We start from the raw sequence: 24908 nt of genomic DNA on the forward strand, positions 1-24908 counted from the left end.
GGCGCCAGCCTCCAAAGCGGGGATATATTTCGACCCAATTTCCCGCCAACCGATTGATCCCAAACAACCCGCAACCTTTTTTCGCAGGAAAATGCGCCCCCCTGCCCAGCCCGCCCTTATCATGCCCCCATCGCTCTTACGGGAACCGGATGCGCACCGGGTGTTCGGGAGAGCGGCGGAGACCTCCCCCTGTGGTGCACCGGTGCCTGCAGGCCTGAGGGCCCGCGACAGGCCGGCGGTGCCGGGAGCGCTGGGTGAAAGACAGCGTTGCCGGCATTGCGGAGAAGCCGCGAGGGCTTTTGTTCGGCCCGGCTAAGACCACCCCCCTCATTGGGTGCAGCCGAGAAGGAGTAAGGCCCAAGTGACCGGCCGACGGCGGGACAGACTCCGGCGGGGCGCGCTGGACGCGCCTTAGAAATAAATTGAGTGGCTCGGACAACGCGCCCCGCTTCCCGGCTCTTTGACATAGCCCGGCTTCGGATGAAGCGCGGCAACGAATAAGCATGCCCTTCGCCAGGGAAGGCGCGGCGCTCGCGACTCCCCTCCCCCCTTCGACAAAGCTCAGGATGGGGAGGGAGTCACCATCGCCGCGCCCGCTTGGCGCCTCAATTGCCGCTTTCGCGAGCACATCCCTCACCCGGTTCGAACAGCGCCAGATCGGCCAGCTTCGCTGTCATCGAATAATCGGCATAACGGATCATCATGTCACGCTGGATGCCGCTCTCATGCAGCTTGAAGCTGACATTGTATTCGCTGACTTCCTCGCCGTCCGCCGCCTCGCCATCGAAATAGGCGGCCGTTACCGGCAAAAACGTGTCCCCGGCGAGCCGACCCAACGCCTCGCGCTCGGCATCGTCCTCGTCCACCGGTTTCGGCCGGCCGACCACCACCGACACCGTCACCGCATCGTCGGTGAACTCCGTCCCATCGAAAATGGCGCTCTCATAGAAGCGTTCGCCTGCCTCCGCCTTCTCCAGAAGCTCGCGCAGCTGACCCGTGGGAAAGAGCACTGGCGCGAACGACCGCTCGGTCTTTTCCGGCTGCTCGTATTCGACAACCGTGCCCGAACCCTCCCGCCTGGCGGTGCCCTTCACCTCACTGTCGAGTTCCTGGTCGATAAGGGACTTGGTGACGAAGCGGAAAGTCTCGCCCGCCGCGTCCTCGAAGCTGGTCACACGCTGGTCAACCAATCTCGACCCTTCCGTCATCTCAAAGCGCATGACAATACGGGACTTCAGGGTATAGCCTTCGCATGCCGATCCGGAGAATTCGAAGACCCAACGGCCGGAAAGCGCCTCGATCTGCGCCTCCTCGTCCGCCTCGGCAAGCGCGAGATCGTAGACGGCGCGATGCGGCAGAAGGGACTGCGCGGCGGCCGCGCCGGCACAAATGCACAGGAACGATGTGAGGAGCAGCACGGAAGCACGCGGTACGCGCATGTGGAAATCTCCGTCATGGAACGGTTTTATGGTATCGCGCTTCTCAGCCACGGATGAACGCCTGTCGTGGCGAAAGAGAGGCGATTTTGCAAGGGCGCAGAGCGAGGAAAACATTCATGGCCACCACTATCGAGAAGCGGCTCCTGGAACTGGGCGTCGAGCTACCGGCACCGGCGACGCCGGCCGCCAACTATGTGCCGTCCGTACAAACGGGCAATCTGCTCGTGACTTCCGGTCAGCTTCCCATGAAAGACGGCAAGCTGATGGCCATGGGCCTTCTGGGCCGCGAGCTCGGTACGGAGGCCGGCAAATTGGCCGCCAAGTGGTGCGCCGTCAACGTGCTGGCTCAGGCGCGCGCCGCCCTGGGTGAGCTGGAGCAGATCAAGCGCATCGTCAAGATCACCGTCTTCGTTGCCTCGACGCCGGACTTCACCGAGCAGCACCTGGTCGCCAACGGCGCTTCCGACTTTCTCGTCGCCGCCCTTGGCGATGCCGGCCGCCACGCCCGCGCCGCCGTCGGCATGGCATCCTTGCCGATGAATGCGCCGGTGGAAATCGAAGCCATTATCGAAATCGCTTGAGGCTCACCCGCATGTCCGACATCTCCTGGCTGACGGCACGGCCGATCGCCCACCGCGGCTTTCATGACATGAACGACGAGCGATGGGAGAACACGCTTGCCGCCTTCGCGGCGGCGGCGGAGCGTGATTACGTGATCGAGTGCGACGTGCACCTGGCTGCCGACGGCGTACCGGTCGTCTTCCATGACGAGGAGCTGAAGCGGCTCACCGGGCAGGAAGGCAAGATTTGGCAGCATACGGCGGCGGAGCTTGCCGCCCTGAATATCGGCGGCACCAAGGAGCGGGTTCCAACGCTGGCGAAGGCGCTCGAGGCGATCGGCGGGCGCGTGCCCGTCCTCATCGAGCTCAAGGGCGTCGCCGGGCATGACGAAGGTCTGGCGGAGAGCGTTCTCGACTGCCTTTCCACCTACTCCGGTCAAGCCGCCCTCATGTCCTTCAACCATTGGATCATCCGCGATCTCGGCCGAAACCCCGGGCAGTTCCCCGTCGGCCTCACCGCTTGCGGGCGGAGCATGGCCGACATGGAGGCACATTTCTCCATGCTGGCGCACGGCATCTCGTTCGCCTCCTACAGCGTGGATGATCTGCCCAACCCCTTCATCTCCTTCCTGCGCGAGCGCCTTTCCCTGCCCGTCATCTCCTGGACGGTACGCAACGAGGCGGGAGCGGAAAGGACCCACCGCTACGCCGATCAAATGACCTTCGAGGGATTTGCACCGTAGGTCCCGGTATCTATCTTGTGTGCAGTGGCACGGGACACGACATGCACAACACCACCCCGGCAGCGACCCTGACAGTAGCGCCCAGCCTCGATGCCTTCACGGCCGAGGAATGGGCCGGCCTTTCCGGCACTGCGCGGACGGACGGGGGCGCGCCCTATAATCCGTTCGTCTCCCACGCCTTCCTCAAATCACTAGAGGAAAGCGGCTGCACCACCCGCGAGACGGGTTGGCTCGGTCAGCACCTCAGGCTGGAAGACGTGAGCGGCGCGCTTATCGGGGCCGTGCCCTGCTATCTGAAATCCCACAGCCAGGGAGAATACGTCTTCGATCACGGCTGGGCCGACGCCTTCGAGCGGGCCGGCGGGCGATACTATCCGAAGCTGCAGGTCTCCGTGCCCTTCACGCCCGCCACGGGGCCGCGCCTTCTGGTCGGTCGAAAAGCCAATCTGCATGTTGCGCGCCAGGCGCTGGCCGAGGGCCTCAAGACACTCACCGACCGGCTGGGCGTCTCCTCGCTCCATGTCACCTTCGCACCGGAGGAAGACGTCACCGCACTGGAAGCGGCCGGCTTCCTGATGCGTACCGACCAGCAGTTTCACTTTTTCAACAAGGGCTACACGTCCTACGACGACTTTCTGGGCAGCCTCGCCTCGCGCAAGCGCAAGGCGCTGAGGAAGGAGCGACGGTCAGCCTGTGAGGCAGGCATCGAGATCGACTGGCTGACGGGCAGCGATCTGACGGAGGCCGTGTGGGACGACTTCTTCTCATTCTACATGGATACCGGCAGCCGCAAATGGGGGCGCCCCTATCTCAACCGGCGCTTCTTCTCCATGATCGGCGAGCGGATGGCCGATGACATCCTCCTCATCATGGCCAGACGCGGAGGGCGCTACGTAGCCGGCGCCATCAACTTTATTGGCGGGGATGCGCTTTATGGCCGCAACTGGGGCTGCATCGAGCATCATCCCTCCCTGCATTTCGAGGTCTGCTATCATCAGGCGATCCAGTTCGCCATCGAGACGGGCCTGAAGCGCGTGGAAGCCGGTGCGCAGGGCGAGCACAAGCTGGCACGAGGTTATTTGCCGGTCGTCACCCGTTCCGCCCATTACATCGCCCACCCCGGCCTGCGCCGCGCCATCGCTGACTATCTGGCGCACGAGCGGGAGGATGTAGAGACGATGGGCGAGATTCTTGCCGAGCATTCTCCATACAGAAAGGAAGCGTGAACATCAGGACTTGACCGGCGCACGCCCACGTCACAGAACGTCGCGGCGGCAGCTTTATGAATGCGAGGAGCGCAATGACGACGATGGCTTACGATGAGGCCAACCCCTTCGCCAAGATCCTGCGCGGCGAGTTGCCCGCGCACAAGATCTACGAGGACGACGAGACTTTTGCCTTCATGGACATCATGCCACGCGGCGACGGCCATTGCCTGGCGATCCCCAAGCGCCCTGTCCGCAACATCCTCGACGTCGACCCCGACAGCCTCGCGGTCCTCATGCGCACCGTGCAGAAGGTCGCCCGCGCCGTCGTCGAAGCGCTCGGCGCTGACGGGGTGACGGTCCAGCAGTTCAACGAGCAGGCCGGTGGACAGGAGGTGTTCCACCTGCATGTCCACATCATCCCCCGTTTCGATGGAGTAGCGTTGCGTCCGCATACGGGCGAGATGGCAGACGAGGCGGTACTGGCCGAACAGGCGCGCAAGATCCGCGCCGCGCTGGAGGCTAGCCGGGCGTGAAGCTTTCCCGCGAGGCGATGGGGGCCGCGTGGGCTGGAATGCGGTACCCGGTCGTCAACAGACTTTTCACATTCGCCTGTTTCTCGACCCCACCGCCGCTGGGCTCGGTGGTCAGCTTCATCTGGCACGGCGGCGCGCTTTGGTGCACGTTCGAGATCGTATCCGGCCGCCGCAGGTTCAGCACCGACCGCTATATGCTGTTGTCGGCGATCCTGCTCTACACCTATGTCGCGGCAGGCCTCCTCTCCTTCCTTCTCAACGATCCCCGCTGGGAATCTGCGCATACGCTGATCCCGCTAGCGACGCTCTTCTTCTTCCCCTTCTCCTACTCGATTTGGAGCATCTCGCATAAGGACGACCTGACCTCCGCCGCCGCTCTTGCAAGCATGACGGCCAGCTACGGCGCCCTGGCGTTGGCGCTTGTCCAGCACTTCATTCTTGGCATGCGGGTGGAAGGCGGAGCCGGCAATGCACTGGTTTTCGCCACAGTCACCTGCATGATCGGCTCCGTCAGCTTGGCGGGTGCGCTCATGTTGACGACGCGTTGGCAAATCCCCATGGCGGGAGGGTATCTGGCAGCCGTCCTGGCGGTGCTCCTGTCCGGCTCTCGCTCCGTATGGCTGGTCATGGCGGTCGTCTCGCTCGCTATCCTGCTCGTCGGCTACCGCCAACTGCGGACGCTCTTGAAAGGCCGTCTCATCAAGACTGTCGCCGCAATAGCCGTGATCGCGACCCTCTCCTCCGGCGTTCTGTTGAGCCGCGTCGAAAGTTTGTCCGCCAATTGGGCCGAAATGGCGGAGAACGGGGAATACGATTCCTCCCTGGGCCTTCGCCTGGCTCTGTGGAAAGTGGGCGCGGATCGATTCTTGGAACGCCCCTTGCTGGGCAACGGGCCACACCACACCCGTCAGCTCATCGAAAACGGACTTGCCGACGATTTCGACCTGAGTGCAAGGTTCACCCACTTCCACAACGGCTTTCTGACGCTGCTGGTCGAAACCGGGCTCATCGGTGGAGGCGCGGTAATTATGCTTTTCCTTTTGGTCGCATGGGTGGCGATACGCACGCTTGCCACCAGCCGTGAGGAAACTGCCCGCTTCGGGGCGATCGTCCTGCTCATCTTTTTCCTGAACTACACCCTCGGCGGCAGCTTCAACCTGATCCTAGGGCACGACATCATCGATACTATGTTCATGATCTTCCTGATTGCCGGCCTGTTCCTGGCACGTGGAACGTCGATGCTCGAAGGCAAGATCGCAGAAGTAGAAACAGAGGATCAGGCGCAAAAGCGCGACGTTCATGGGAATGCCAGCAAACCTATACCAAGGGTAGCCTCGCCCACCAATATTCCAACGATGACGCGTTTGCCGGCGGCGAGATAGGCTAGAAATCCGACTACGCCGGCACCGATACGGAGAAGAAGCGGCGTGCCGGCGAGTGCGCCGCTGGGGAAGATCACAAGATTGGCGATGACAGCGGCCACCAGCGCAGTGGCGATGCAGCGGACCAGCACGATAAGTTCCGACTCCTCGGAAATCCGCCCGCCGAGATAGACTCCCAGAAAGCGCCAGAAGTCTGTTGCCAGCCATCCGGCGACGAGGATGAAAACATAGGGCCACCACCAGGCGTCGATTGCGGTGAATGTCACGCCTGGTGCCTCCTCTTCCCGACAAGGTGAATGCCGAAGGCAGCAAGCCCCGCCACCAATCCTGCAGCGACGAGGTCGAAATCCGGCGTCAACAGGTGGAAAACAGGACCGACCGCGAGACCGAGAATCATCGCCACCTGCCCCGCTCGCTCCCGCGCCGAGCCCCATAGCGAAGTTAGGAAGTACATGGGCGTCAGGAAGAAGAGTGCGGCCGAGACGGCGGGCGGCAGCCGCCCGGCGATCAGGAAGACGACCGCCACCACCACCATGTTGCCGAGCACCAGCGTAGAACCCAGCCCCGCATAGAAGGAAGTGCGCATGGGCCGCGGCACATGCCGGAACCGGTCCATTGCCAGTACCCACGAGGTGACGGCGACGAAATGAGAAAGCACGTAAAGCACCCAGGTCGGCGTCTTGGCCGTGCGCATTTCAGGCGTCAGCGCCACCACCATGGGCGCCAAGCGCACCGATGACAGGGCTACGGCGAAGGCGGCTGCCGGCAAGCCGTTGCCGGCCAGAATTGCGCCTACCAGCACCACCTTGCCCGGCAGCGCCCAGACGACGCCGGTCATGAAGACCGTCTGTGCCACCGTCAATCCTGCGTCGCGCGCCAACCCAGCGAAGCCGACGAAAGCGCTTGCCAGGATGAGGCCGGGAATGGAGAAAGCGGCGCGGGCACCGCGCATGAACCAGGCGGCACGCACTTCATGACCGCCGGATCGGGCAATTTCGAAATCGTGCATGGAACCCGCCGATTAGCACAGCCGCCGGCATCATGCGACAAGCCTGACGCACTTCTCTTGGCTCACGTGCGGTTCTCGGCTTGCGCCAGTCGGGCAAACAAAAGGCGCGGGTCCAGCAGACCCGCACCCGTCGTCTAGCAAGTCGACTGGCCTCAATCCTTGCGCGGCAACTGCGGTACCAGACTGCGCTTCGGCGGTTCCTTGCGCGCCGGCGGACGCTTCGCCTTGGGCTTGGCTTTCTTCGCCGCGCCTTGCTTCCGCTTCTTCGCCGGCGCCGTCTCGCGCTTCGGCTTCACAGGTGTATCGTCCGGTATCGCGTCGAGCTTCAAACCGGCCTTGTCCTCATCCAGCGTCACGCGCACAGTGCCGCCGCGCTTCAACTTGCCGAACAGAACTTCCTCGGCAAGCGGCTTCTTGATGTGCTCCTGGATGACGCGGCCAAGAGGCCGGGCGCCCATGCGCTCGTCGTAGCCCTTCTCGGCAAGCCAGGCGATGGCATCGTCGGACAGGTCGAAGGTGACGCGCCGTTCGGCGAGTTGCGCCTCGAGCTGCATGACGAACTTCTGAACCACCTGATGCACCACCGGTACAGGCAGCGAACCGAACGGAATGATGGAGTCGAGCCGGTTGCGGAACTCCGGCGAGAATAGCCGGTTGATCGCCTCCATGTCGTCGCCCTCGCGCTTCGAGGAGCCGAAACCGATGGCGGGCCTCGCCATATCTGCCGCTCCCGCGTTGGTAGTCATGATCAGGATGACATTGCGGAAGTCGATGCGCTTGCCGTTGTGATCGGTCAGCTTGCCGTGGTCCATGACCTGCAACAGAATGTTGAACAGGTCCGGATGCGCCTTTTCGACCTCGTCGAGCAAGAGCACGCAGTGCGGATGCTGGTCGACACCGTCGGTAAGGAGACCGCCCTGGTCGAATCCGACATACCCCGGAGGCGCGCCGATCAGTCGCGAGACGGTGTGACGTTCCATGTATTCGGACATGTCGAAGCGCAGCAGCTCCACGCCAAGCGAAGCGGCGAGCTGGCGGGCGACCTCTGTCTTGCCGACGCCGGTGGGACCCGAGAAGAGGTAGGAGCCGATCGGCTTTTCCGGCTCGCGCAGGCCGGCGCGGGCGAGCTTGATCGAGGAGGCGAGCGCCTCGATCGCCTTGTCCTGGCCGTAGACCACACGCTTCAACTCGGTCTCGAGGCCCGAAAGCACCTTCTCGTCGTCGGCCGAAACAGTCTTCGGCGGGATGCGCGCCATGGTGGCGATGGTGCTCTCTATCTCCTTGACGCTGATCGTCTTGCGCCGCTTGGATTCGGGCAGAAGCTTCTGCGAAGCGCCGGTCTCGTCGATGACGTCAATGGCCTTGTCAGGCAGCTTACGGTCGTTGATGTAGCGAGCCGAAAGCTCCACCGCCGCCTTGACGGCATCGTTGGTGTATTTGACCCGGTGGAAGTCCTCGAAATAGGGCTTCAGGCCCTTCATGATCTCGATGGCATCGTCGACCGTCGGCTCATTGACGTCGATCTTCTGGAAGCGGCGCACGAGCGCCCTGTCCTTCTCGAAGAACTGGCGGAACTCCTTGTAAGTTGTCGAGCCAATGCAGCGGATGGCGCCCGCCGACAGCGCCGGCTTCAACAGATTGGACGCATCCATAGCGCCGCCGGAGGTAGCACCGGCGCCGATCACCGTATGAATCTCGTCGATGAACAGAATGGCGCCTGGGAAATCCTCCAGCTCCTTGACGACCTGCTTCAGCCGCTCCTCGAAATCGCCGCGATAGCGCGTGCCGGCGAGCAGCGTGCCCATGTCGAGCGCAAAGATGGTGGAATCGAGCAGCACCTCCGGCACATCGCCCTCGACGATGCGCTTCGCGAGCCCCTCGGCGATCGCCGTCTTGCCGACGCCGGGATCGCCCACATAGAGCGGGTTGTTCTTGGAGCGGCGGCACAGGATCTGGATCGTGCGGCTGATCTCCGGCTCGCGGCCGATCAGCGGATCGATGCGGCCTGCCCGCGCCTTGGCATTGAGGTTGATGCAGTAGGCCGACAGCGCGTCCTGCTGCTGCTTTTTCTTTGCGCCCTCTTCTGTCTCAGCGCCGGGCGCTCCAGCCTGATCCTCGTCGGCACCGCGTGGCGTGCGGGTTTCCGAGGCGCCAGGACGCTTGGCAATGCCATGGCTGATGTAGTTCACCGCGTCATAGCGGGTCATCTGCTGTTCCTGGAGGAAGTAGGCGGCATGGCTCTCGCGCTCGGCGAAGATGGCGACGAGCACGTTGGCACCCGACACCTCTTCCCTGCCGGACGACTGCACATGGATGACGGCGCGCTGGATGACGCGCTGGAAACCGGCGGTCGGCTTTGAATCCTCATCATAGCCGGTGACGAGGTTGTCCAGCTCACCGTCGATGTAGTCGAGCACCGTGCGCCGCAACTCGTCGAGATCGACGCTGCAGGCCCGCATGACAGCGGCTGCGTCGCCATCATCGATCAATGCCAGCAGAAGATGCTCAAGCGTGGCATATTCGTGATGGCGTTCGTTGGCATAGGTCAGCGCCTGATGCAGCGCGCGTTCCAGGCCTTGCGAGAAAGCCGGCATTCAATACCTCATTTCTTCTCCATCACGCATTGCAGCGGATGCTGATGCTGACGGGCAAAATCCATGACCTGAGCTACTTTGGTCTCGGCCACTTCGAATGTATAGACGCCGCATTCTCCGACGCCGTGGTTATGGACGTGCAGCATGATCGTGGTGGCCGCTTCCCGGTCCTTCTGAAAGAAGCGCTCCAGAACATGGATGACGAACTCCATTGGCGTATAATCGTCATTCAAGAGCAGCACGCGATAGAGACTCGGCTTCTTGGTCTTCGTCCGCGTCCGGGTAATGACTGCCGTGCCGCGCCCGGTGCCGTTGCCGTCCTCACGGGCCATCCGCAAAGCGTCGCCTGGCATCTTGCTCTCGCCGATCGTCACTGGTCCCATGCTTTCCGCCGCGCCTCCCGTGAGGAGCGACATGTAAGTACTCAATTGATGATTTTAAGCCCTTCTGCCGTGCTGACAATACGGATTGCGCGCCCGTCGCCGCAATTTTTCGAAACACTGCGCTTGCGGCCGCCTGTAAGGGGTGCCAATACCTGTCTTTGAATCTGGGCTCGTTCAAATCCATTTCAAATACGCTTCGAATTGGAAAATTTTGTGCAGGATTTAAGACACCATAAACGAATTGGTAACGGCCCCACCCTACCGTCAACTGAAATGGGTCGATCGGTTGAGACCCTCAACGAAGATCATACAATGGGTGCGGTCGTGCGTCAGGCGCTTGCAGGTTTCGCGGGGGTTTTTCGGCTTTCTTCCGGTTTCGCCTTGGCGGCGATCACCGCCGCGGCATTGATGCTTGCGGCAGCCCCGCCTGCCTCGGCGAATTCGAAATACGCAGGCATCGTCCTCGACGCCAAAACGGGCAAGGTGCTCTACGAGGATAGTGCCGATGCTCCGCGCTACCCCGCCTCGCTCACCAAGATGATGACACTCTACCTCGTCTTCGAGGCGCTGGAGAGCGGCAGGATCTCCAAAAACTCACGCATCACCTTCTCGCGCAACGCAGCCGCAGAGCCACCGACCAAGCTCGGCGTCCCGGCCGGTCAGAGCATTGTTGTGGAGCAGGCCATTCACGCGCTCGTCACCCGATCCGCCAACGACGTCTCCACGGCCGTTGCCGAATTCATCGGCGGCTCGGAAGCGAAATTCGCCGCGATGATGACGAACAAGGCGCGCCAGTTGGGCATGTCCTCCACCACCTTCAAGAATGCCCACGGTCTGCCCAACAGCGCACAGAAGACGACGGCGCGCGACATGGCTCGGCTCGGCATCGCACTGCGTGAGCACTTCCCGCAATATTACAGCTATTTCTCCACCCGCTCGTTCACCTATGGCGGCCGCCGCATCAACACACACAACAACTTGCTCGGCCGCGTGACCGGTGTCGATGGCATCAAGACCGGCTATATCCGCGCCTCCGGCTTCAACCTCGTTTCCTCCGTATCGACCGGCGGAAAGAGCATCGTCGCCGTGGTGATGGGCGGCAGGACCGCGCGTTCGCGTGACGCTCATATGGTCAATCTCATCCAGCGCACCCTGCCGAAGGCTTCGACCGGCGGTGATAAAATCCTGATCGCCAGGGGCGCTGCCACACAGACCGTTGCCGCAGCGATGCTGCCGCGCAGTGCGCCTGTGCCGGCGGACCGCCCCGAGGAAGTTCCCGTCACCGCCTATGCCGAAGAACAGGGTTCGGCAGCCGGCGCTACAGCCTTCGCAGAGGCCGCCGCCCCCAGGCCGCAGGCTGAGCTCGATCCTGTGTCAACTGCTTCGACTGCCATGGAAGGATGGGTGATCCAGGTCGCCTCGATGCCTAGCGAAGACGAGGCCAAGCGCCGCCTTGCCGAGACGAGCCAGCATGCGCCGACCGTCCTGGCGAACGTCACTCCATTTACCGAGGTCTTCCAGATGGATGGCAGGACCTATTACCGGGCTCGCTTCGGCGGTTTCCAGGGCAAGTCGGATGCGTGGCGCGCTTGCGAAACGCTCAAGAAGAAGAACGTCGCCTGTTACGCGGTGGAAAACTGATCGCTCTGCTTGGTGGGTATTTGCGTCCAGGGAGTTTACTCGTGATCGGACAGGAGAACGTCTCGCGCTTCGTTGATGCGCGCAGCAAGAAAGGACGAACCGCCCATATCGGGATGCAGACGCTGCATCAGGCGGCGATGAGCCTTGCGGATTTCCGCCGCGGGCGCTCCAGCCTTAAGACCAAGGACCTCGTAGGCCTCCTCCTTGGTCATGCGGCCCGCACTGCGCGCGCCTCGATGCCGCCCGCTCTCGTGCGCATCCGCGCTTTCGCGCCAGACGGGAAAGCGGCTGTCAAGATACGTTTCCAGTAGCTGCAGGCTTTCGCCGTCGCCGTCGAGCTCGGCCCTGAGGGCCAAAAGCTCTTCCAAGCTCATATCGGCGAGACGCCTTCCTTCGTAGCGTCCGACAAGCACCGCTCCCTCCAGGGCGCCCGTGTCGTGATCGAGCTCCATTTCGAGCGCGGCTGAACGCACGGTCGAGCGCTGTCCGCCCGCTCGTTTGGTGTTGCCGCGCAACTGGTTGGAACCGAGCCACGCAGCCGCCCCCGAAAGAAGCATACCGCCTAGCCCCGCCCTGCCGGTGAACAGCATCACCAGGCCTGCAAGACCAAGCACGACAGGCCCGGCGAGCCGCAGCGCGTTTGCAATGCCGGCGGGGCTTGCGCGCGTGAAGACGAGCGCAGCCAGCAGCAGCACCAGCAAAAGCGCAAACGCAACAAAGGGAACGGTCATCGCCTCCCGCCGCTCAGATGCTCGATCATGAGCCGGTCCTCCGCGCTGCCACGTGCCTCGAGCGCAGCAAGGCCGCCGGTGGCGAAAACAGCTACGGAAGAGAGCAGCCTGGCCAATGTGTCGGCAGCGCTGCGGTCGAAGCGGAACCAAGCTCCCTTGGATAGCCGGGCAATCTCGCGGAAAGCGTTGGTCGCCGCCGGATCGGATCCTTCCTGGAACAGGAAGACGGGGACGCCCTTGAGCCCCAACTGGCCCGCCCGCTCGGCCAACTCATCGACATTCTCCTCCATCGCATCGCCGATGAAGACCAGCGCGTTCACCTTGCCGCGTTCATGCTCCTTCAAGGCGTGCGACAGCACCTTGCCGATCTGCGTGCGGCCGCCGCGGCAGTCGATCCGCGTCATCAGCTTCTTCAGCGCCGCCGTATCGGTGACGAAACGCGAGGCCGCGCACTCGCCGAAGCCGCGGTAATAGACGAGCTGAACGTTAAGCGCACCCGCCTTGCCCACGGCGTCGAACATCTTCGCCTGTATCTCGCAGGCAAGGTCCCAGGTGGGTTGGCGGCTCATGGTGGCATCGAGCGCGAGGATGAGGCGCCCTGTCCCCTTGCCGGGCACGGCGAGCGCCCTTGCCTGGCGTACAAAGGCCTCCACCGCGCTTGTATCCGAACGCGGTTTTGAGACATCCGCCCTACGGCCGGTTTCGACCGGCGTCTTCTTATCGCTCATGGAAACAAGATGTGGTGAGCGAGCGTCGCTGGCAAGTCCTTCACCGCCTTACAGGAGGCCAAGCTCGGTCAGTTCGCGGCGCAGGTGGTCCGGCATCTCGTCAGCGCCCTCTCCGGAGCGCACGTCCGCCGGTGCATCCTCGTGTTTGAAATAGCGCCAGCCCTGGAAGGGCCGCTTCGGCTGCCACTCCGTGCGCACGACCGCCGGCTCCAGCACGAGGCGGCAGCGCGAAATCCCCTCACCGTCCGTGAAGGGGCGGATGTCAAGAAGCCGCTGCCGGCACTGCACCATGCCCTTGATCACCCAATAGAGAGATCCGCCGTCGGTAAGCTCTGCCAGGCGCTTGGGTATCATCCGCGTGGTGTGGAAATGCTCGACCGGCTCACCACGCCGCTTCTTCTCCTCGAGGCGCATGGCAACCCACGCCTCCAGATCCTCGGGGCTTTCGCAGCCGACACAGAGTTTTATGAGATGAAGCGCCATGGGAGGGGTTTTTAGGACGGCAGATTGACGGAAGAAAGGCTTTGCGGCGCGCGTTCCACAGCTCGCGCCCGGATCAGCCGACACTATCCCTTACCCACGGATGCCCGCACTCGGCATATACGGCTTGTGTCGGCGCAGGGAAGGCCGGATCAGCGAACGAACCGACAGCCACGGCGATCATCGCCGGCTTGCGCTGGGGCTCCCACCAGACCGTCGAACCGCAGTCGGGACAAAAGTGGAAGTCCACCGGAAAGCCGCTGTCGGAGGGGCGCGTGTAGCACCGAGCCGGCCCCTCCACCCGAACATCTTCCCTTCGGAAGAAGGCAGCAATACCGAATGTGCTGCCCGTCCGTCTTTGGCAGGCGAAACAATGACACAGCGATACTTTTTCAGGTTCTCCGACGCAGGTTGCCCGGAGACTTCCGCAAGTGCAGGTCGCAATTCTCGCCATGCCGATTTCCCCCGCTTTGCGTCCTGCGCCTAGCCCTCCCCTTCGACAAGCTCGGGATGAGGGTTCACGTTGCGCCGGCCCGCTGTGATCGAAGCTCGCAATGCGGTTGCCATGCCTTCCCTCATGGTGAGCCTGTCGAACGACGAGTGTGAAGGCATACGCAGTCGCTCCGTCGCTAGCACTCCACCACATTCACCGCCAGTCCACCAAGGCTGGTCTCCTTGTAGCGCTCGTTCATGTCGAGCCCGGTCTGGCGCATGGTCTCCACGGCCGCATCGAGAGAGACGAAATGCTTGCCGTCGCCTTTTACGGCGAGGGAGGCGGCGGTGACGGCCTTTACCGCACCCAGCGCATTGCGCTCGATGCACGGTACTTGCACGAGGCCGGCCACCGGATCGCAGGTCATGCCCAGATGGTGCTCCAGAGCGATCTCTGCGGCGTTCTCCACTTGCTCGGGCGTACCGCCCAGAACCTCGGCCAGTCCAGCGGCGGCCATGGCGGAGGCCGAGCCCACCTCGCCCTGGCAGCCTACCTCGGCGCCAGAGATGGAAGCGTTGTGCTTGACGATGCCGCCTACGGCCGCTGCCGTCAGCAGGAAATCGCGGACGCCGTTCTGGTCGGCATCGACGTGGAAGCGCAGCCAGTAGCGCAGTACCGCCGGCACGACCCCGGCAGCACCATTGGTGGGTGCGGTCACGACGCGCCCGCCGGCGGCATTCTCCTCGTTCACCGCCATGGCGTAGACGGACAGCCAATCGTTGGCTGCGAGCGGATTGGGCTTGTTCTGCCGCCACTCCTCCTCCAGCTTCTCGTGAAGCTGGCGCGCGCGGCGGCGCACCTTCAGCCCGCCCGGCATGACACCGTCCTGGGACAGTCCGCGCTCGATGCAGCCGTGCATGGCTTGCCATATGCGGTCGAGGCCGGCGTCCAGCTCCGCACCCTCCATGCGCGTTTCCTCGTTGGCGCGCTTCATCTCGGCTATGGAAAGCCCGCTCTTTGCGGCCATCTCCAGCATCTCGCGCGCGTTTGCGAAGGGATAGGGCACATTGCGGTCGACCGCGGGCTTCTTCTCGGCCTTCAGCGCCTGCAGTTCCTCTTCGGAGACCACAAAGCCGCCGCCCACCGAGTAATAGATGCGCCGCAGGAGCAGCCGGTCATCAGCGTCGAAGGCATTGAAGGCCATGCCGTTGGCGTGGCCGGGCAGCGGCGTTTTCCTGTCGAAGGCAAGATCGCTTTCAGGATCGAAGCGGTACTCCGGATGGCCCGGCGGGCACAGGCGCCGCGTCTTCCTGATCCTGTCGAGAACCTCGTCCGCCTTGTCCGGATCCACCGTCAGCGGCGTCAGGCCTTCAAGCCCGAGTATCACCGCCCTGTCGGTGGCATGCCCGATGCCGGTGAAGGCAAGCGAGCCGTGCAGGCTGACCGCCAGCCGTGCCACCTGCGCGCCCGCCGGCCGCGGCCACTCCCCTTCGCCGATCTCGCGCAGGAAACGCTCCGCCGCCACCATCGGCCCCATCGTGTGGGAACTCGATGGGCCGATGCCGATCTTGAAGAGATCGAACACGGAAAGGAACATGCTTTAACTCCGGCCGCACAAAAACGCCCGCGCATCCCTGCGCGAATCGGCACGCATATGAGTGTCAGGAAACGACATCGCAAGTGGCGAAAACAACAAGGGCGCAGCCGAATGGCTGCGCCCTGTTATTCGAAATGAAGCGGTTTTTCTGTTTTCAGCTCGCCGCGATCACGGCGAGAGATTCGCTTCCGGCGAAGAGCCAGGCCAACAGGATGATGCCGGCAAGCCCGATCACTGCCTTGGCGGTGACGCCCCAGCAGGATTTCTGAACGGTTTCGTCCATTGAATTCCCGTTTAGTCGTTGTTTTTGCGCCGGCCCAAACGCCCCCGTGGCCGATCACTTCAGCCGGGAGATACTCCCCTCCATGCCGCGATGCAACAGGAAAAGCGGCAAGATGTGGGCCAGGGACCATCACCTGCCGCTGCAGTGGGTCTATCAATACAGTTATTTCAACAACTTATTCGGAAGGTGGCGTTGGTAAATTTTCAACGAATACGGCGAAATGCGGGCGCTATCCACAGCCCCGGGCAGCCTCAGTCCGGCACAGGCAGGAGGCGGTCGGTCCGTCCTGCCAGCCAATAGGCCAAGAGTCCCAGCCATTCGCGCATTGCCGTTGTCGTGTTGCGCAGCGAATCGAGCACGTTGTCGGCGGCGAGGCCGAAACGCTCCGTGCCCGATGTCTTGTAATCCACCGGCCAGGGGACGACGGGGAAATCCGCCTGCCGGAAAGCACCCACGGCGCGCGGCATGTGGAAAGCCGAGGTCACGAGCAGCCAGGTCTCGCCGGGCTGTGGAGCGACGAGCCGTTTCGAGAACTGTGCGTTCTCGTAGGTGTCGCGCGAGCGATTTTCCATCTCGATCCGCCCTGGCGCCACGCCGAGTGCGGTGAGAAGCCGCGGCGCCGTATCGGCATCGCCCTCGCCCGCCAGGAAGACCGAACCGGAGCCGCCGGAGATGACGAGGCGCGCCCCCGGGTAGCGGCGGGCGAGCACCGCCGCCTCGACAAAGCGGTCACCGCTGGCGTTCAATTCGTAGCCACCGCGCACCAGGTTGATCGCGCCCTCGAAGCCGCCGCCAAGGACGATGATCCCATCAACCTCGCCAAGCGGCCCAGCCGGTTGCTGAAAGCGGTTCTCCAAAGGATGTAGGAAGAGTGCCCCGAGCGTCGTCCAGCCCGACAGGCCAAGCACCAACAACCCCAGCAAACTGAGAGAAACCGACAGCCGCCGCCAGCGCAGCAAAGCTGCCGTCAGCGACGCCGCAACCAGCAGCCCCGTCAAATTTACCGGCTGGATCAGGGTCCAGAAGACGGCCGAAGCGAGATGGAACATGGCGTCGGCCTCGCTGCCATCAGACGCGGCGGCGGGCGGTCAACCTACCACCAGCGCTTCGGCGCGAACTTGCCGGCCGCCTGCTCAAGGACGTAGCCGGTGCGGAACAGCGTCTCTTCATCGAAGGGCCGGCCGATGAGTTGCAAGCCGAGCGGCAGCCCCTTGCCGTCGAGCCCCGCCGGCACAGCGATGCCCGGCAGGCCGGCCATGTTCACCGTGACGGTGAAGATGTCGTTGAGATACATCTTCACCGGGTCGGCATCCATGTCCTGCTCGGCGATGCCGAAGGCGGCCGACGGTGTGGCCGGCGTCAGAATGGCCTCGACCCCGGCCGCGAACGCCTCCTCGAAATCCCGCTTGATGAGCGTGCGCACCTTCTGCGCCCTGAGATAATAGGCGTCGTAGTAGCCTGCCGACAGCACATAGGTGCCGATCATGACCCGCCGCTTCACCTCGCGGCCGAAGCCGGCGGCGCGCGTCTTCTCGTACATGTCGCTCACGTCACTGCCGGGCACGCGCAGGCCGTAGCGCACGCCGTCATAACGCGCGAGGTTGGACGAAGCCTCCGCCGGCGCGACGATGTAATAGGCCGGCAGCGCATATTTCGTATGCGGCAGGGAGATGTCGACGATCTCGGCGCCGGCGTCGCGCATCCATTCGATGCCTTTCCGCCACAGCGCCTCGATCTCTTCGGGCATGCCGTCGATGCGATATTCCTTGGGAATGCCTATCTTCAGCCCCTTGACCGACTGGCCGACTGCCGCCTCGTAGTCCGGCACCGGCCGGTCGACGGAGGTGGTGTCCCTGGGATCGACCGAGGCCATCGACTTCAAGAGGATCGCTGCGTCGCGCACGTCGCGCGCGATCGGCCCGGCCTGGTCGAGCGAGGAGGCAAAGGCGACAATGCCCCAGCGCGAGCAGCGCCCGTAGGTGGGCTTGATGCCGACGGTGGCGGTGAAGGCGGCAGGCTGGCGAATGGAGCCGCCCGTATCGGTCGCCGTGGCGCCCGCGCACAACCATGCGGCGACCGCGGCCGCCGAGCCGCCGGACGAGCCGCCAGGCACCAGCGCCTTGTTGTCGCCCTCGGCCCGCCAGGGATTGACCACCGGGCCGTAGTAGGAGGTCTCGTTGGACGAGCCCATGGCGAACTCGTCCATGTTGAGCTTGCCGAGCATCACCGCGCCGTCCGCCCACAGATTGGCGGTGACGGTGGATTCGTAGCGCGGCTCGAAATGGTCGAGGATGTGGCTGGCGGCCTGCGTATGGACGCCCTCGGTCGCAAAAAGATCCTTGATACCGAGCGGAATACCTTCCAGCGCGCCGGCCTCACCCTTGGCGATGCGGGCGTCGGAAGCCTTGGCCATCTCGCGCGCCTTGTCCGGCGTCACCGCTACATAAGCGTTGAGCGCGCCGTTCGCCGCCTCGATGGCGGCCAGGTAGGATTCGGTCAGCTCGAGCGCGGAGATGTCGCGCGCCGCGAGTTTCTCGCGGGCTTGGGCGATGGTCAGTTGGGTCAGGCTGGAATCGGTCATCAGGCCGCTTTTTCTTCGATAAGGAGTTTCTCGTAGAATCGGGAATATTCCGTGTCCGGGTAGTCCAGGAACGCGCTGCAGCGGCGGAAACCGCCCGCTTCGTAGAACCGCCAGGTGGCTGTGAAGCCGTCTGTCCCGCCGGTTTCCAGCGCCAAGCGATGGATGCCCTTCTCGCGCGCTAGGGCTTCTACTGCCTGCAGCAACAACCGGCCGACGCCGCCGCCGCGCCAGGCAGGCCGCGTCCACATGCGCTTCACCTCGGCCAGCCGCGCGTCGTGCACCTTCAGGGAGCCCATGCCCGTGGCGACGCCCTCCCTGCTGCGCGCGACGAAGACGGTGGTATGCGGCTCCGCCATCTGCTCGGCCGTCATCTGGAACTGGAATTCGGGCGGTGAGAGCGGATTCAGATGAGCGTTCAATTCTTCCACCATCGCCCGCACATCGTCCTGCAACGGCGTCTCGACGGTGATCACAATTGCCATCGCCGCTACTCCACCACCTTCGGCACGACGAAGAAATTGTCGTCGCCCGCCGGCGCGTTGGCGACGATGTCCTTGGCCTTGCTGCCGTCGGTCACCTCGTCCTGGCGCATCTTTATTGCCGTGGGGATCACCGAGGTCATCGGCTCCACGTCGGTGACGTCCACCTCGCCCAACTGCTCAACGAAGCCGAGAATGGCGTTGAGCTCGCCGGTCATGCGGCCCGCCTCCTCGTCGTCGACGGCAATTCTGGCCAGCTTCGCGACGCGCTTCACGGTCTCGATATCGACGGACATGCTGCTCTTCCTTGCCAGGGAAACAATGGCACAGGGCTATAGTCGCGCCCGGCGCGGGGCGCAACAACCATCACAGAAAAAGCCGCCGTCTAAAGCTCCTGCCTAAAGCTCCACCGGCTTGCCGCGCTCCGGCGTCAGCACCTTGGTGTCGGTCCCCTTCATGCCCTCGATAAATTTCTCTGCTGACTGGTCGACGATGGGGAAGGAGGCGTAGTGGCACGGGATGACCGTCTCGAACTGGAAGAAGCGCCGGCAGGCGAGCGCGGCCACCGCACCGCCCATGGTGAAGCGGTCGCCGATGGGCACGATGCCGATATCCGGCTGGTGCAGTTCCTGGATCAGCGCCATGTCGCCGAAGATGTCCGTGTCGCCCATGTGGTAGAGCGTCTTGTCCTGCGGGAAATGCAGCACCAGCCCGGCGGGATTGCCGAGATAGACGTTGTTTCCGTCATCCAGCGGGAAGGAGGAGGAATGAAGCGCCTGCACGAAGGTGGTGGTGAAGCCGCCGCAATCCACCGTGCCGCCGAGATTGGTGGGATTGATCCTCTCCTGACTGACGCCCTGCCCGACGAGATACATGCATATCTCGAAATTGGCGACCAGCATGGCGCCCGTCTTCTCCAGGACGGCAAGCGAATCGCCCAGATGGTCGCTGTGCCCGTGGGTGAGCAGCACATGGGTGATGCCCTTCGCCGGATCCTCCCAGCCGCCGTCCCACGACGGATTGTCGCTCAGGAAGGGGTCGATGAGGATGTTCGCACCGCTTGCCTCGATCCTGAAGGCTGAGTGGCCGTACCAGGTGATTTTCATTCCACGCTCCTCGCTTGTTGAGGTTTTGGAGGATAGAACGAGCCGTCACCGAGTCAAAGAAAAGGCCGTGGTCATGGGTGTGCTTTCCATTGAAGAACTCGCCGAGACCTTGCCCGCAGGCCACCCGTTAGCGGGCATCGATCTCGGCACCAAGACCATCGGCCTCGCCATCTCCGATCTCGGTCTGTCGCTCGCCTCGCCGCGGCCGATGATCGCGCGGAAAAAATTCACCCAGGATGCGAAAACCCTGCTCGATCAGCTCGCCCGCGAGAAGGCTGCCGCGGTGGTCGTCGGTCTACCGGTCAACATGGACGGCAGCGAAGGCCCGCGCGCCCAGTCCACCCGCGCCTTCGTGCGCAACCTGTCTGCGATGAGCGACCTGCCCTTCGTTTTCTGGGACGAGCGGCTTTCGACGGTAGCCGCCGAGCGGGTGCTGATCGAGATGGACGTCTCGCGGGCGAAGCGCGCCGGCCGCATCGATTCGGCGGCCGCCGCCTTCATCCTGCAAGGGGCGCTCGACCGGCTTCAGGCGCTGCGGACGGCATCCTCGCGCGAGTAGTTCGACCGCCCCGCCGCTCGGCGATCCACGCGCGGATGGCGCGGCGGCGGCGGAAAGCGAGAATCGCCAGCAGAATGAACGTATCGACCACACAAGCCCGCACAAGCAGCGGCGGCAGAGCCGATGGCTCAATTCCCAGAATCTGGCCGTAGATCTCGAAGACGAGATCGTGCATCTGCCGGGTGAGCATCACGAAGCCGAAATTGATGTCGTTGAAGGACAGGAAATACCAGCCCCAGATAAGGCTCATCGGCAGCGCCCAGAAAATCAGGATGTAGCGCATAGAGCCCCTCCATTGCCGCATTCCGGCGTGGAATCGACACTGGCTTCCCGGCACGCCGAGCGCAACGCTTACCATTCGTTAGGGTTAATACCGGCAGCACCGAGGCTCTACCGGGGGGCTCTACCCCGCATCCGGATACAGCATCTCCACGATCGCCGCTGCATCATGGCGCGCGTCGAGCATGCCGTAGGTGCCGCGCCATTGGCCAGCGAGGCGCGTTTCGATGAAAGCGTCGGCCACCCGCCCCGCCCCCAGCCGCCTCAACTCCGCAGCGGCGGCGGCAAGGGCAAGCTGCTCGGTCAGGATGCGTGCGGAGCCCTCGTCCGACTGGCATACCCGGATCGCTGCCTTGAGCACCTCCACAGTGCCGCGACCGGGTTCGCCAAGGTCGCTGTGGATGCTCGCCAGCACCTCGTCGAAGAGACCGGCATTGCGCGAAAGCACGCGCAGCACGTCGAGCGCCATGACGTTGCCGGAGCCCTCCCAGATGGCGTTGACCGGCGCCTCGCGATAATGGCGGGCGAGCGGCGCTTCCTCGACATAGCCGTTGCCGCCGAGGCACTCCATCGCCTCATAGGTGACGGCGGGCGCGATCTTGCAGACCCAATATTTCACCACCGGTGTCATCACCCGAGCAAAAGCAGCGTCGGCGCGATTTGCCGCCGCCTCGTCAAACGAGCGGGCAAGGCGGAAGGAAAGCGCAGTGGCTGCCGCCACGTCGAGCGCGAGATCGGCCAGCACACGCTGCATCAGCGGCTGCTCGACCAGCGTCTTACCGAAGACCTGCCGATGGCGCGCGTGGTGCACCGCCTCGGCCAGGGAAGCACGCATCAGCCCGGCCGAACCCATTGCACAGTCTAGCCGCGTCAATGTTACCATATCCATGATGGTGCGGATGCCATGCCCCAATTCGCCGACGGGAAAGCCCAGCGCACCTTCGAACTCGACCTCCGAGGAGGCATTGGAGCGGTTGCCGAGCTTGTCCTTCAGCCGTTGGAAGCGGAAGCCATTGGCCGATCCGTCTTCGCTGACACGCGGCAGGAGGAAACAGGAAAGCCCCTCCCTCGCCTGCGCCAGCACCAGGAAACCGTCGCTCATGGGCGCGGACATGAACCATTTGTGCCCGGTGATTCGGAAAAGCCCATCGCCGGCAGGCTCGGCGACGGTCGTGTTGGCGCGCACATCGGTGCCGCCCTGCTTCTCCGTCATGCCCATGCCGAGCGTCACACCCTGCTTCTGGGCTGCGGGGCGGTTGGAATGGTCGTACTTGCGGGCGATCACGCGCGGCGCCCAGATGCGGAAGATATCCGGGTTGGCCATCAGCGCTGCCAGCGAAGCGTTGGTCATGGTGAGCGGGCAGAGGTGGCCGAGCTCAAGCTGTGCGGTGAGATAGAAGCGTGCCGCCCGTGCCTGGTGGCGCCGCCCCTTCTCCGGCTCGTTCTCCTCCCAGATGGAAGAATGGATGCCGGCGCCCACGGAACGGCGCATCAGCGCATGATAAGCCGGGTGGTACTCGACGATATCCGCACGGTGTCCATAGCGGTCATGGGTTTTGAGCGTCGGCACTTCCGTATTTGCCAGCCGTGCCAGGTCTTGCGCATCCTGGTTACGCACGAAACGGCCCAGCGTCTCCAGCTCCTTGCGCACCGGCTCGGAAAAATTCTCGCTAAGTTGGACAAGAAGCGGGTCGGACCGCCAAGCGTTCGTTCCGCTGATGGGGGGCGGCTGGTTTGTTACCTCGTGGTTCACGCAAAATTTCCTTTGCCGTTCCGGCTTTACGGTAAGTTCCGCTTTTTGTGATATGAGCCTAACCCCTTTCCATTTCCATTGAAAATTGTCGGGAGAAACGCCCCACAGGCTTTTCTCCAGCTTGCGAGAAGAACTGCACGCGCCTATAGCAACCCCTTGAGATGACAGACACGCTGGCCTTTCCGCTCTTCCCGCACCGCCACCTGCTTGGCATCAAAAGCCTGTCGCCCGCAGACATAGAAATGCTGCTCGACAGGGCCGACGCCGCGGTCGCCGTTTCGCGCCAGCCGGAGAAGAAGCTCGCTACCCTGCGAGGGCGCACGCAGATCAATCTCTTCTACGAAGCCTCTACGCGCACCCAGTCCTCCTTCGAGCTGGCGGGCAAGCGGATGGGCGCCGACGTCATGAATATGTCGGTGGCGAGTTCGTCGACCAAGAAGGGCGAAACCCTGCTCGACACCGCGGCCACGCTCAATGCCATGCGCCCCGACATCCTCGTCATCCGCCATTCGGCTGCGGGGGCAGCTGCACTCCTGGCACAGAAGGTTGGCTGCTCTGTCGTCAATGCCGGCGACGGGGCGCACGAGCATCCCACCCAGGCGCTTCTCGATGCCCTCACCATACGCCGCGCCAAAGGCCGGCTCGCTGGCCTTACGGTCGCCATCTGCGGTGACATCCTGCACTCGCGCGTTGCCCGCTCCAACATCATTCTGCTCAATGCCTTGGGCGCGCGGGTGCGCGTCGTCGCTCCCTCCACGCTACTGCCGGCGGGCGTCGAGCAGATGGGCGTCGAACCCTTCACCACTATGGAGGATGGGCTGAAGGGCGCCGACGTGGTGATGATGCTGAGGCTGCAGCGCGAGCGCATGGCCGGCAGCTTCGTGCCCTCGGTGCGCGAATATTTCCGCTTCTTCGGTCTCGACTCACAGAAGCTGAAAGCTGCGAAGAAGGACGCACTGGTCATGCATCCAGGCCCCATGAACCGCGGCGTCGAGATTGCATCGGAAGTGGCCGACGGCCCACAGAGTGTGATCCAGGAGCAGGTGGAGATGGGGGTCGCCGTGCGCATGGCGGTGATGGAAGCGCTGCTCGACCCGCGCCGCAACGCGGGGGGCGTGGCATGAGCGCCACCGTCTTCGCCAACGCCCGCATCGTCGACCCCTCGCGCGGGCTCGACGAGACCGGCACCGTCGTCGTCGAAGGCGGTGTCATCCGCGCTGCCGGTGCCGGGGCGTTGAACCAGGGCGCGCCCGAAGGCGCCAGGGCAGTCGACTGCGCCGGCAAGGCGATCCTTCCCGGCCTCATCGACGCACGCGTTTTCGTCGGCGAACCGGGAGCCGAGCACCGCGAGACCATCGCCTCGGCCAGCCAGGCGGCCGCTGCCGGCGGCGTCACTTCCTTCATCATGATGCCGGACACAGCTCCGGTCATCGACGACGTGGCACTGGTCGAATTCGTCCTGCGCACAGCGCGCGAGACGGCGCTGGTCAACGTCTTCCCCGCCGCCGCCATCACCAAGGGCCTTGCCGGCAGCGACCTGAGCGAATTCGGTCTTCTGCACGAGGCCGGCGCGGTTGCGCTCACCGAGGGGCGCCGGACGGTCGACAGCGCGCTCGTCATGCGCCGGGCTCTCACCTATGCGCGGGACATGGGCATCGTCATCTCCCATTCCACGCAAGATCCCGGCCTCGCCTCCTCCGGCGTTATGAACGAGGGCCTTCTGGCAAGTTGGCTGGGCCTGCCAGGCATCCCCCGCGAGGCCGAATCTATCCCGCTTACGCGCGACCTGATGCTGGCGGGCCTGACGGGTGGACGCTACCACGCGGCGGAGATCTCCACCGCCATGTCCGCCGCCGCCATCCGCCGCGCCAAGAACGACGGCCTATCCGTCACGGCAGGTATCAGCATCAACAACCTCTGTCTCAACGAGAACGACATCGGCGAATACCGCACCTTCTTCCGTCTCTCGCCGCCACTGCGCGGCGAGGACGACCGGCTGGCGATGGTCGAGGCGCTGAAGGAGGGAACCATAGACATCATCGTTTCCTCGCACGACCCGCAGGACGTCGATACCAAGCGCCTGCCCTTTGCCGAGGCCGAAGCCGGCGCCATCGGCCTGGAAACCCTCCTTGCGGCTGCCCTTCGGCCTTATCATTCAGGTGACGTGCCCCTCCTGCGCCTCGTCGAGGCGCTGTCGACGGCGCCGGCGCGGCTCTTTGGCCTGCCTGGCGGCACCTTAAAACCCGGCGCGCCGGCGGACCTCGTGCTGGTCGACCTGGACGCTCCGTGGCTGGTACGGGAGGCGGATATCCGCTCGCTCTCGAAAAACACCGCCTTCGAGGGTGCGCGCATGCAGGGCCGAGTCTTGCAAACCATGGTTGCGGGCGCCACAGTGTTTTCAGCTTAA

The 24908-nt window shown here is 63.8% G+C and carries 27 protein-coding genes; 9 read left to right on the forward strand and 18 right to left on the reverse strand.

All coding sequences use genetic code 11. The annotated features are described in order from the left end of the window. Positions 1 to 605: 605 nt before the first annotated feature. Positions 606 to 1439: a cell envelope integrity EipB family protein gene (locus N5A92_RS11465; RefSeq protein ID WP_260902709.1), complete on the reverse strand. Its 834-nt coding sequence runs from the start codon at positions 1437 to 1439 to the stop codon at positions 606 to 608. Between the two features lie 116 nt (positions 1440 to 1555). Between N5A92_RS11465 and N5A92_RS11470 the strand changes: the two genes are divergently transcribed. The 5 genes from N5A92_RS11470 (at position 1556) to N5A92_RS11490 (ending at position 5865) form a co-directional block, all read left to right on the forward strand. Continuing rightward, positions 1556 to 2020 carry a RidA family protein gene (locus N5A92_RS11470; RefSeq protein WP_260902711.1) on the forward strand — a complete coding sequence of 155 codons (465 nt, stop codon included), beginning with the start codon at positions 1556 to 1558 and terminating at the stop codon, positions 2018 to 2020. An 11-nt stretch (positions 2021 to 2031) separates the two neighbouring features. Beyond that, positions 2032 to 2742 (forward strand): glycerophosphodiester phosphodiesterase, encoded by a 711-nt coding sequence (locus N5A92_RS11475; protein ID WP_260902714.1) that lies wholly within the window; start codon positions 2032 to 2034, stop codon positions 2740 to 2742. Positions 2743 to 2783: 41 nt separating this feature from the next. Next, positions 2784 to 3968, forward strand: coding sequence for a GNAT family N-acetyltransferase (locus N5A92_RS11480; RefSeq protein WP_260902716.1), 1185 nt, complete (start codon positions 2784 to 2786; stop codon positions 3966 to 3968). A 74-nt stretch (positions 3969 to 4042) separates the two neighbouring features. Continuing rightward, positions 4043 to 4483, forward strand: a complete 441-nt coding sequence (locus tag N5A92_RS11485) for an HIT family protein (RefSeq protein WP_260902717.1) — start codon at positions 4043 to 4045, stop codon at positions 4481 to 4483. Next, a complete protein-coding gene (locus tag N5A92_RS11490; RefSeq protein ID WP_260902718.1) occupies positions 4480 to 5865 on the forward strand; it encodes an O-antigen ligase family protein in 1386 nt (461 codons plus the stop codon). Before N5A92_RS11485 ends, N5A92_RS11490 begins: the two co-directional genes overlap by 4 nt. Here N5A92_RS11490 and N5A92_RS11495 read toward each other — a convergent pair. From N5A92_RS11495 to clpS, 4 genes are all read right to left on the reverse strand, one after another. Continuing rightward, positions 5781 to 6131, reverse strand: coding sequence for an AzlD domain-containing protein (locus N5A92_RS11495; protein WP_260902719.1), 351 nt, complete (start codon positions 6129 to 6131; stop codon positions 5781 to 5783). The genes N5A92_RS11490 and N5A92_RS11495 overlap by 85 nt on opposite strands. Beyond that, entirely contained in the window at positions 6128 to 6874 is a 747-nt protein-coding gene (locus tag N5A92_RS11500; RefSeq protein ID WP_260902720.1) for an AzlC family ABC transporter permease, read from the reverse strand. The genes N5A92_RS11495 and N5A92_RS11500 overlap by 4 nt, the downstream gene beginning before the upstream one ends. A gap of 152 nt (positions 6875 to 7026) precedes the next feature. Continuing rightward, positions 7027 to 9468 carry an ATP-dependent Clp protease ATP-binding subunit ClpA gene (gene clpA / locus N5A92_RS11505; RefSeq protein ID WP_260902721.1) on the reverse strand — a complete coding sequence of 814 codons (2442 nt, stop codon included), beginning with the start codon at positions 9466 to 9468 and terminating at the stop codon, positions 7027 to 7029. 8 nt (positions 9469 to 9476) lie between these two features. Next, the gene (clpS, locus tag N5A92_RS11510) at positions 9477 to 9821 is read right to left on the reverse strand and encodes an ATP-dependent Clp protease adapter ClpS (RefSeq protein ID WP_159586472.1); all 345 of its coding nucleotides are present in this window, start codon (positions 9819 to 9821) and stop codon (positions 9477 to 9479) included. A 342-nt stretch (positions 9822 to 10163) separates the two neighbouring features. Between clpS and N5A92_RS11515 the strand changes: the two genes are divergently transcribed. Then, positions 10164 to 11492, forward strand: a complete 1329-nt coding sequence (locus N5A92_RS11515) for a D-alanyl-D-alanine carboxypeptidase (protein ID WP_260902722.1) — start codon at positions 10164 to 10166, stop codon at positions 11490 to 11492. A gap of 35 nt (positions 11493 to 11527) precedes the next feature. Here N5A92_RS11515 and N5A92_RS11520 read toward each other — a convergent pair whose 3' ends face one another. From N5A92_RS11520 to N5A92_RS11570, 11 genes are all read right to left on the reverse strand, one after another. Beyond that, a complete protein-coding gene (locus tag N5A92_RS11520; protein ID WP_260902723.1) occupies positions 11528 to 12223 on the reverse strand; it encodes a DnaJ domain-containing protein in 696 nt (231 codons plus the stop codon). Beyond that, on the reverse strand, positions 12220 to 12951 hold the full coding sequence (locus tag N5A92_RS11525; RefSeq protein ID WP_260902724.1) for a VWA domain-containing protein: 732 nt from the start codon (positions 12949 to 12951) through the stop codon (positions 12220 to 12222). Before N5A92_RS11525 ends, N5A92_RS11520 begins: the two co-directional genes overlap by 4 nt. Positions 12952 to 12999: 48 nt before the next feature. Next, positions 13000 to 13434, reverse strand: a complete 435-nt coding sequence (locus tag N5A92_RS11530) for a DUF1489 family protein (protein WP_260902725.1) — start codon at positions 13432 to 13434, stop codon at positions 13000 to 13002. Between the two features lie 73 nt (positions 13435 to 13507). Then, positions 13508 to 14077, reverse strand: coding sequence for a GFA family protein (locus N5A92_RS11535; RefSeq protein ID WP_313958407.1), 570 nt, complete (start codon positions 14075 to 14077; stop codon positions 13508 to 13510). Next, entirely contained in the window at positions 14061 to 15461 is a 1401-nt protein-coding gene (locus N5A92_RS11540; RefSeq protein WP_260902728.1) for an L-serine ammonia-lyase, read from the reverse strand. Before N5A92_RS11540 ends, N5A92_RS11535 begins: the two co-directional genes overlap by 17 nt. Before the next feature lie 154 nt (positions 15462 to 15615). Continuing rightward, entirely contained in the window at positions 15616 to 15744 is a 129-nt protein-coding gene (locus N5A92_RS11545; RefSeq protein WP_260902729.1) for a hypothetical protein, read from the reverse strand. Positions 15745 to 15995: 251 nt separating this feature from the next. Next, the gene (locus tag N5A92_RS11550; RefSeq protein ID WP_260902730.1) at positions 15996 to 16793 is read right to left on the reverse strand and encodes a YdcF family protein; all 798 of its coding nucleotides are present in this window, start codon (positions 16791 to 16793) and stop codon (positions 15996 to 15998) included. Positions 16794 to 16837: 44 nt separating this feature from the next. Beyond that, the gene (gatA, locus tag N5A92_RS11555; RefSeq protein WP_260902731.1) at positions 16838 to 18325 is read right to left on the reverse strand and encodes an Asp-tRNA(Asn)/Glu-tRNA(Gln) amidotransferase subunit GatA; all 1488 of its coding nucleotides are present in this window, start codon (positions 18323 to 18325) and stop codon (positions 16838 to 16840) included. After that, a complete protein-coding gene (locus N5A92_RS11560) occupies positions 18325 to 18807 on the reverse strand; it encodes a GNAT family N-acetyltransferase (protein ID WP_260902732.1) in 483 nt (160 codons plus the stop codon). Before N5A92_RS11560 ends, gatA begins: the two co-directional genes overlap by 1 nt. Positions 18808 to 18812: 5 nt before the next feature. After that, on the reverse strand, positions 18813 to 19100 hold the full coding sequence (gatC, locus tag N5A92_RS11565) for an Asp-tRNA(Asn)/Glu-tRNA(Gln) amidotransferase subunit GatC (RefSeq protein WP_260902733.1): 288 nt from the start codon (positions 19098 to 19100) through the stop codon (positions 18813 to 18815). A 102-nt stretch (positions 19101 to 19202) separates the two neighbouring features. Then, positions 19203 to 19910 (reverse strand): metal-dependent hydrolase, encoded by a 708-nt coding sequence (locus tag N5A92_RS11570; protein ID WP_260902734.1) that lies wholly within the window; start codon positions 19908 to 19910, stop codon positions 19203 to 19205. Positions 19911 to 19983: 73 nt separating this feature from the next. On the opposite strand from N5A92_RS11570, the gene ruvX reads away from it, so the two are divergent. Further along, the gene (gene ruvX / locus N5A92_RS11575) at positions 19984 to 20469 is read left to right on the forward strand and encodes a Holliday junction resolvase RuvX (protein WP_260902735.1); all 486 of its coding nucleotides are present in this window, start codon (positions 19984 to 19986) and stop codon (positions 20467 to 20469) included. Here ruvX and N5A92_RS11580 read toward each other — a convergent pair. After that, on the reverse strand, positions 20408 to 20752 hold the full coding sequence (locus tag N5A92_RS11580) for a DUF6105 family protein (protein WP_260902737.1): 345 nt from the start codon (positions 20750 to 20752) through the stop codon (positions 20408 to 20410). The genes ruvX and N5A92_RS11580 overlap by 62 nt on opposite strands. 120 nt (positions 20753 to 20872) lie before the next feature. Continuing rightward, positions 20873 to 22501 (reverse strand): acyl-CoA dehydrogenase family protein, encoded by a 1629-nt coding sequence (locus N5A92_RS11585; RefSeq protein ID WP_260902738.1) that lies wholly within the window; start codon positions 22499 to 22501, stop codon positions 20873 to 20875. 161 nt (positions 22502 to 22662) lie between these two features. Between N5A92_RS11585 and N5A92_RS11590 the strand changes: the two genes are divergently transcribed. Next, positions 22663 to 23625, forward strand: coding sequence for an aspartate carbamoyltransferase catalytic subunit (locus N5A92_RS11590; protein ID WP_260902740.1), 963 nt, complete (start codon positions 22663 to 22665; stop codon positions 23623 to 23625). Further along, positions 23622 to 24908: a dihydroorotase gene (locus N5A92_RS11595; protein ID WP_260902741.1), complete on the forward strand. Its 1287-nt coding sequence runs from the start codon at positions 23622 to 23624 to the stop codon at positions 24906 to 24908. Before N5A92_RS11590 ends, N5A92_RS11595 begins: the two co-directional genes overlap by 4 nt.

The sequence above is a fragment of the Chelativorans salis genome (genome assembly GCF_025336525.1).
Lineage (GTDB): Bacteria > Pseudomonadota > Alphaproteobacteria > Rhizobiales > Rhizobiaceae > Chelativorans > Chelativorans salis.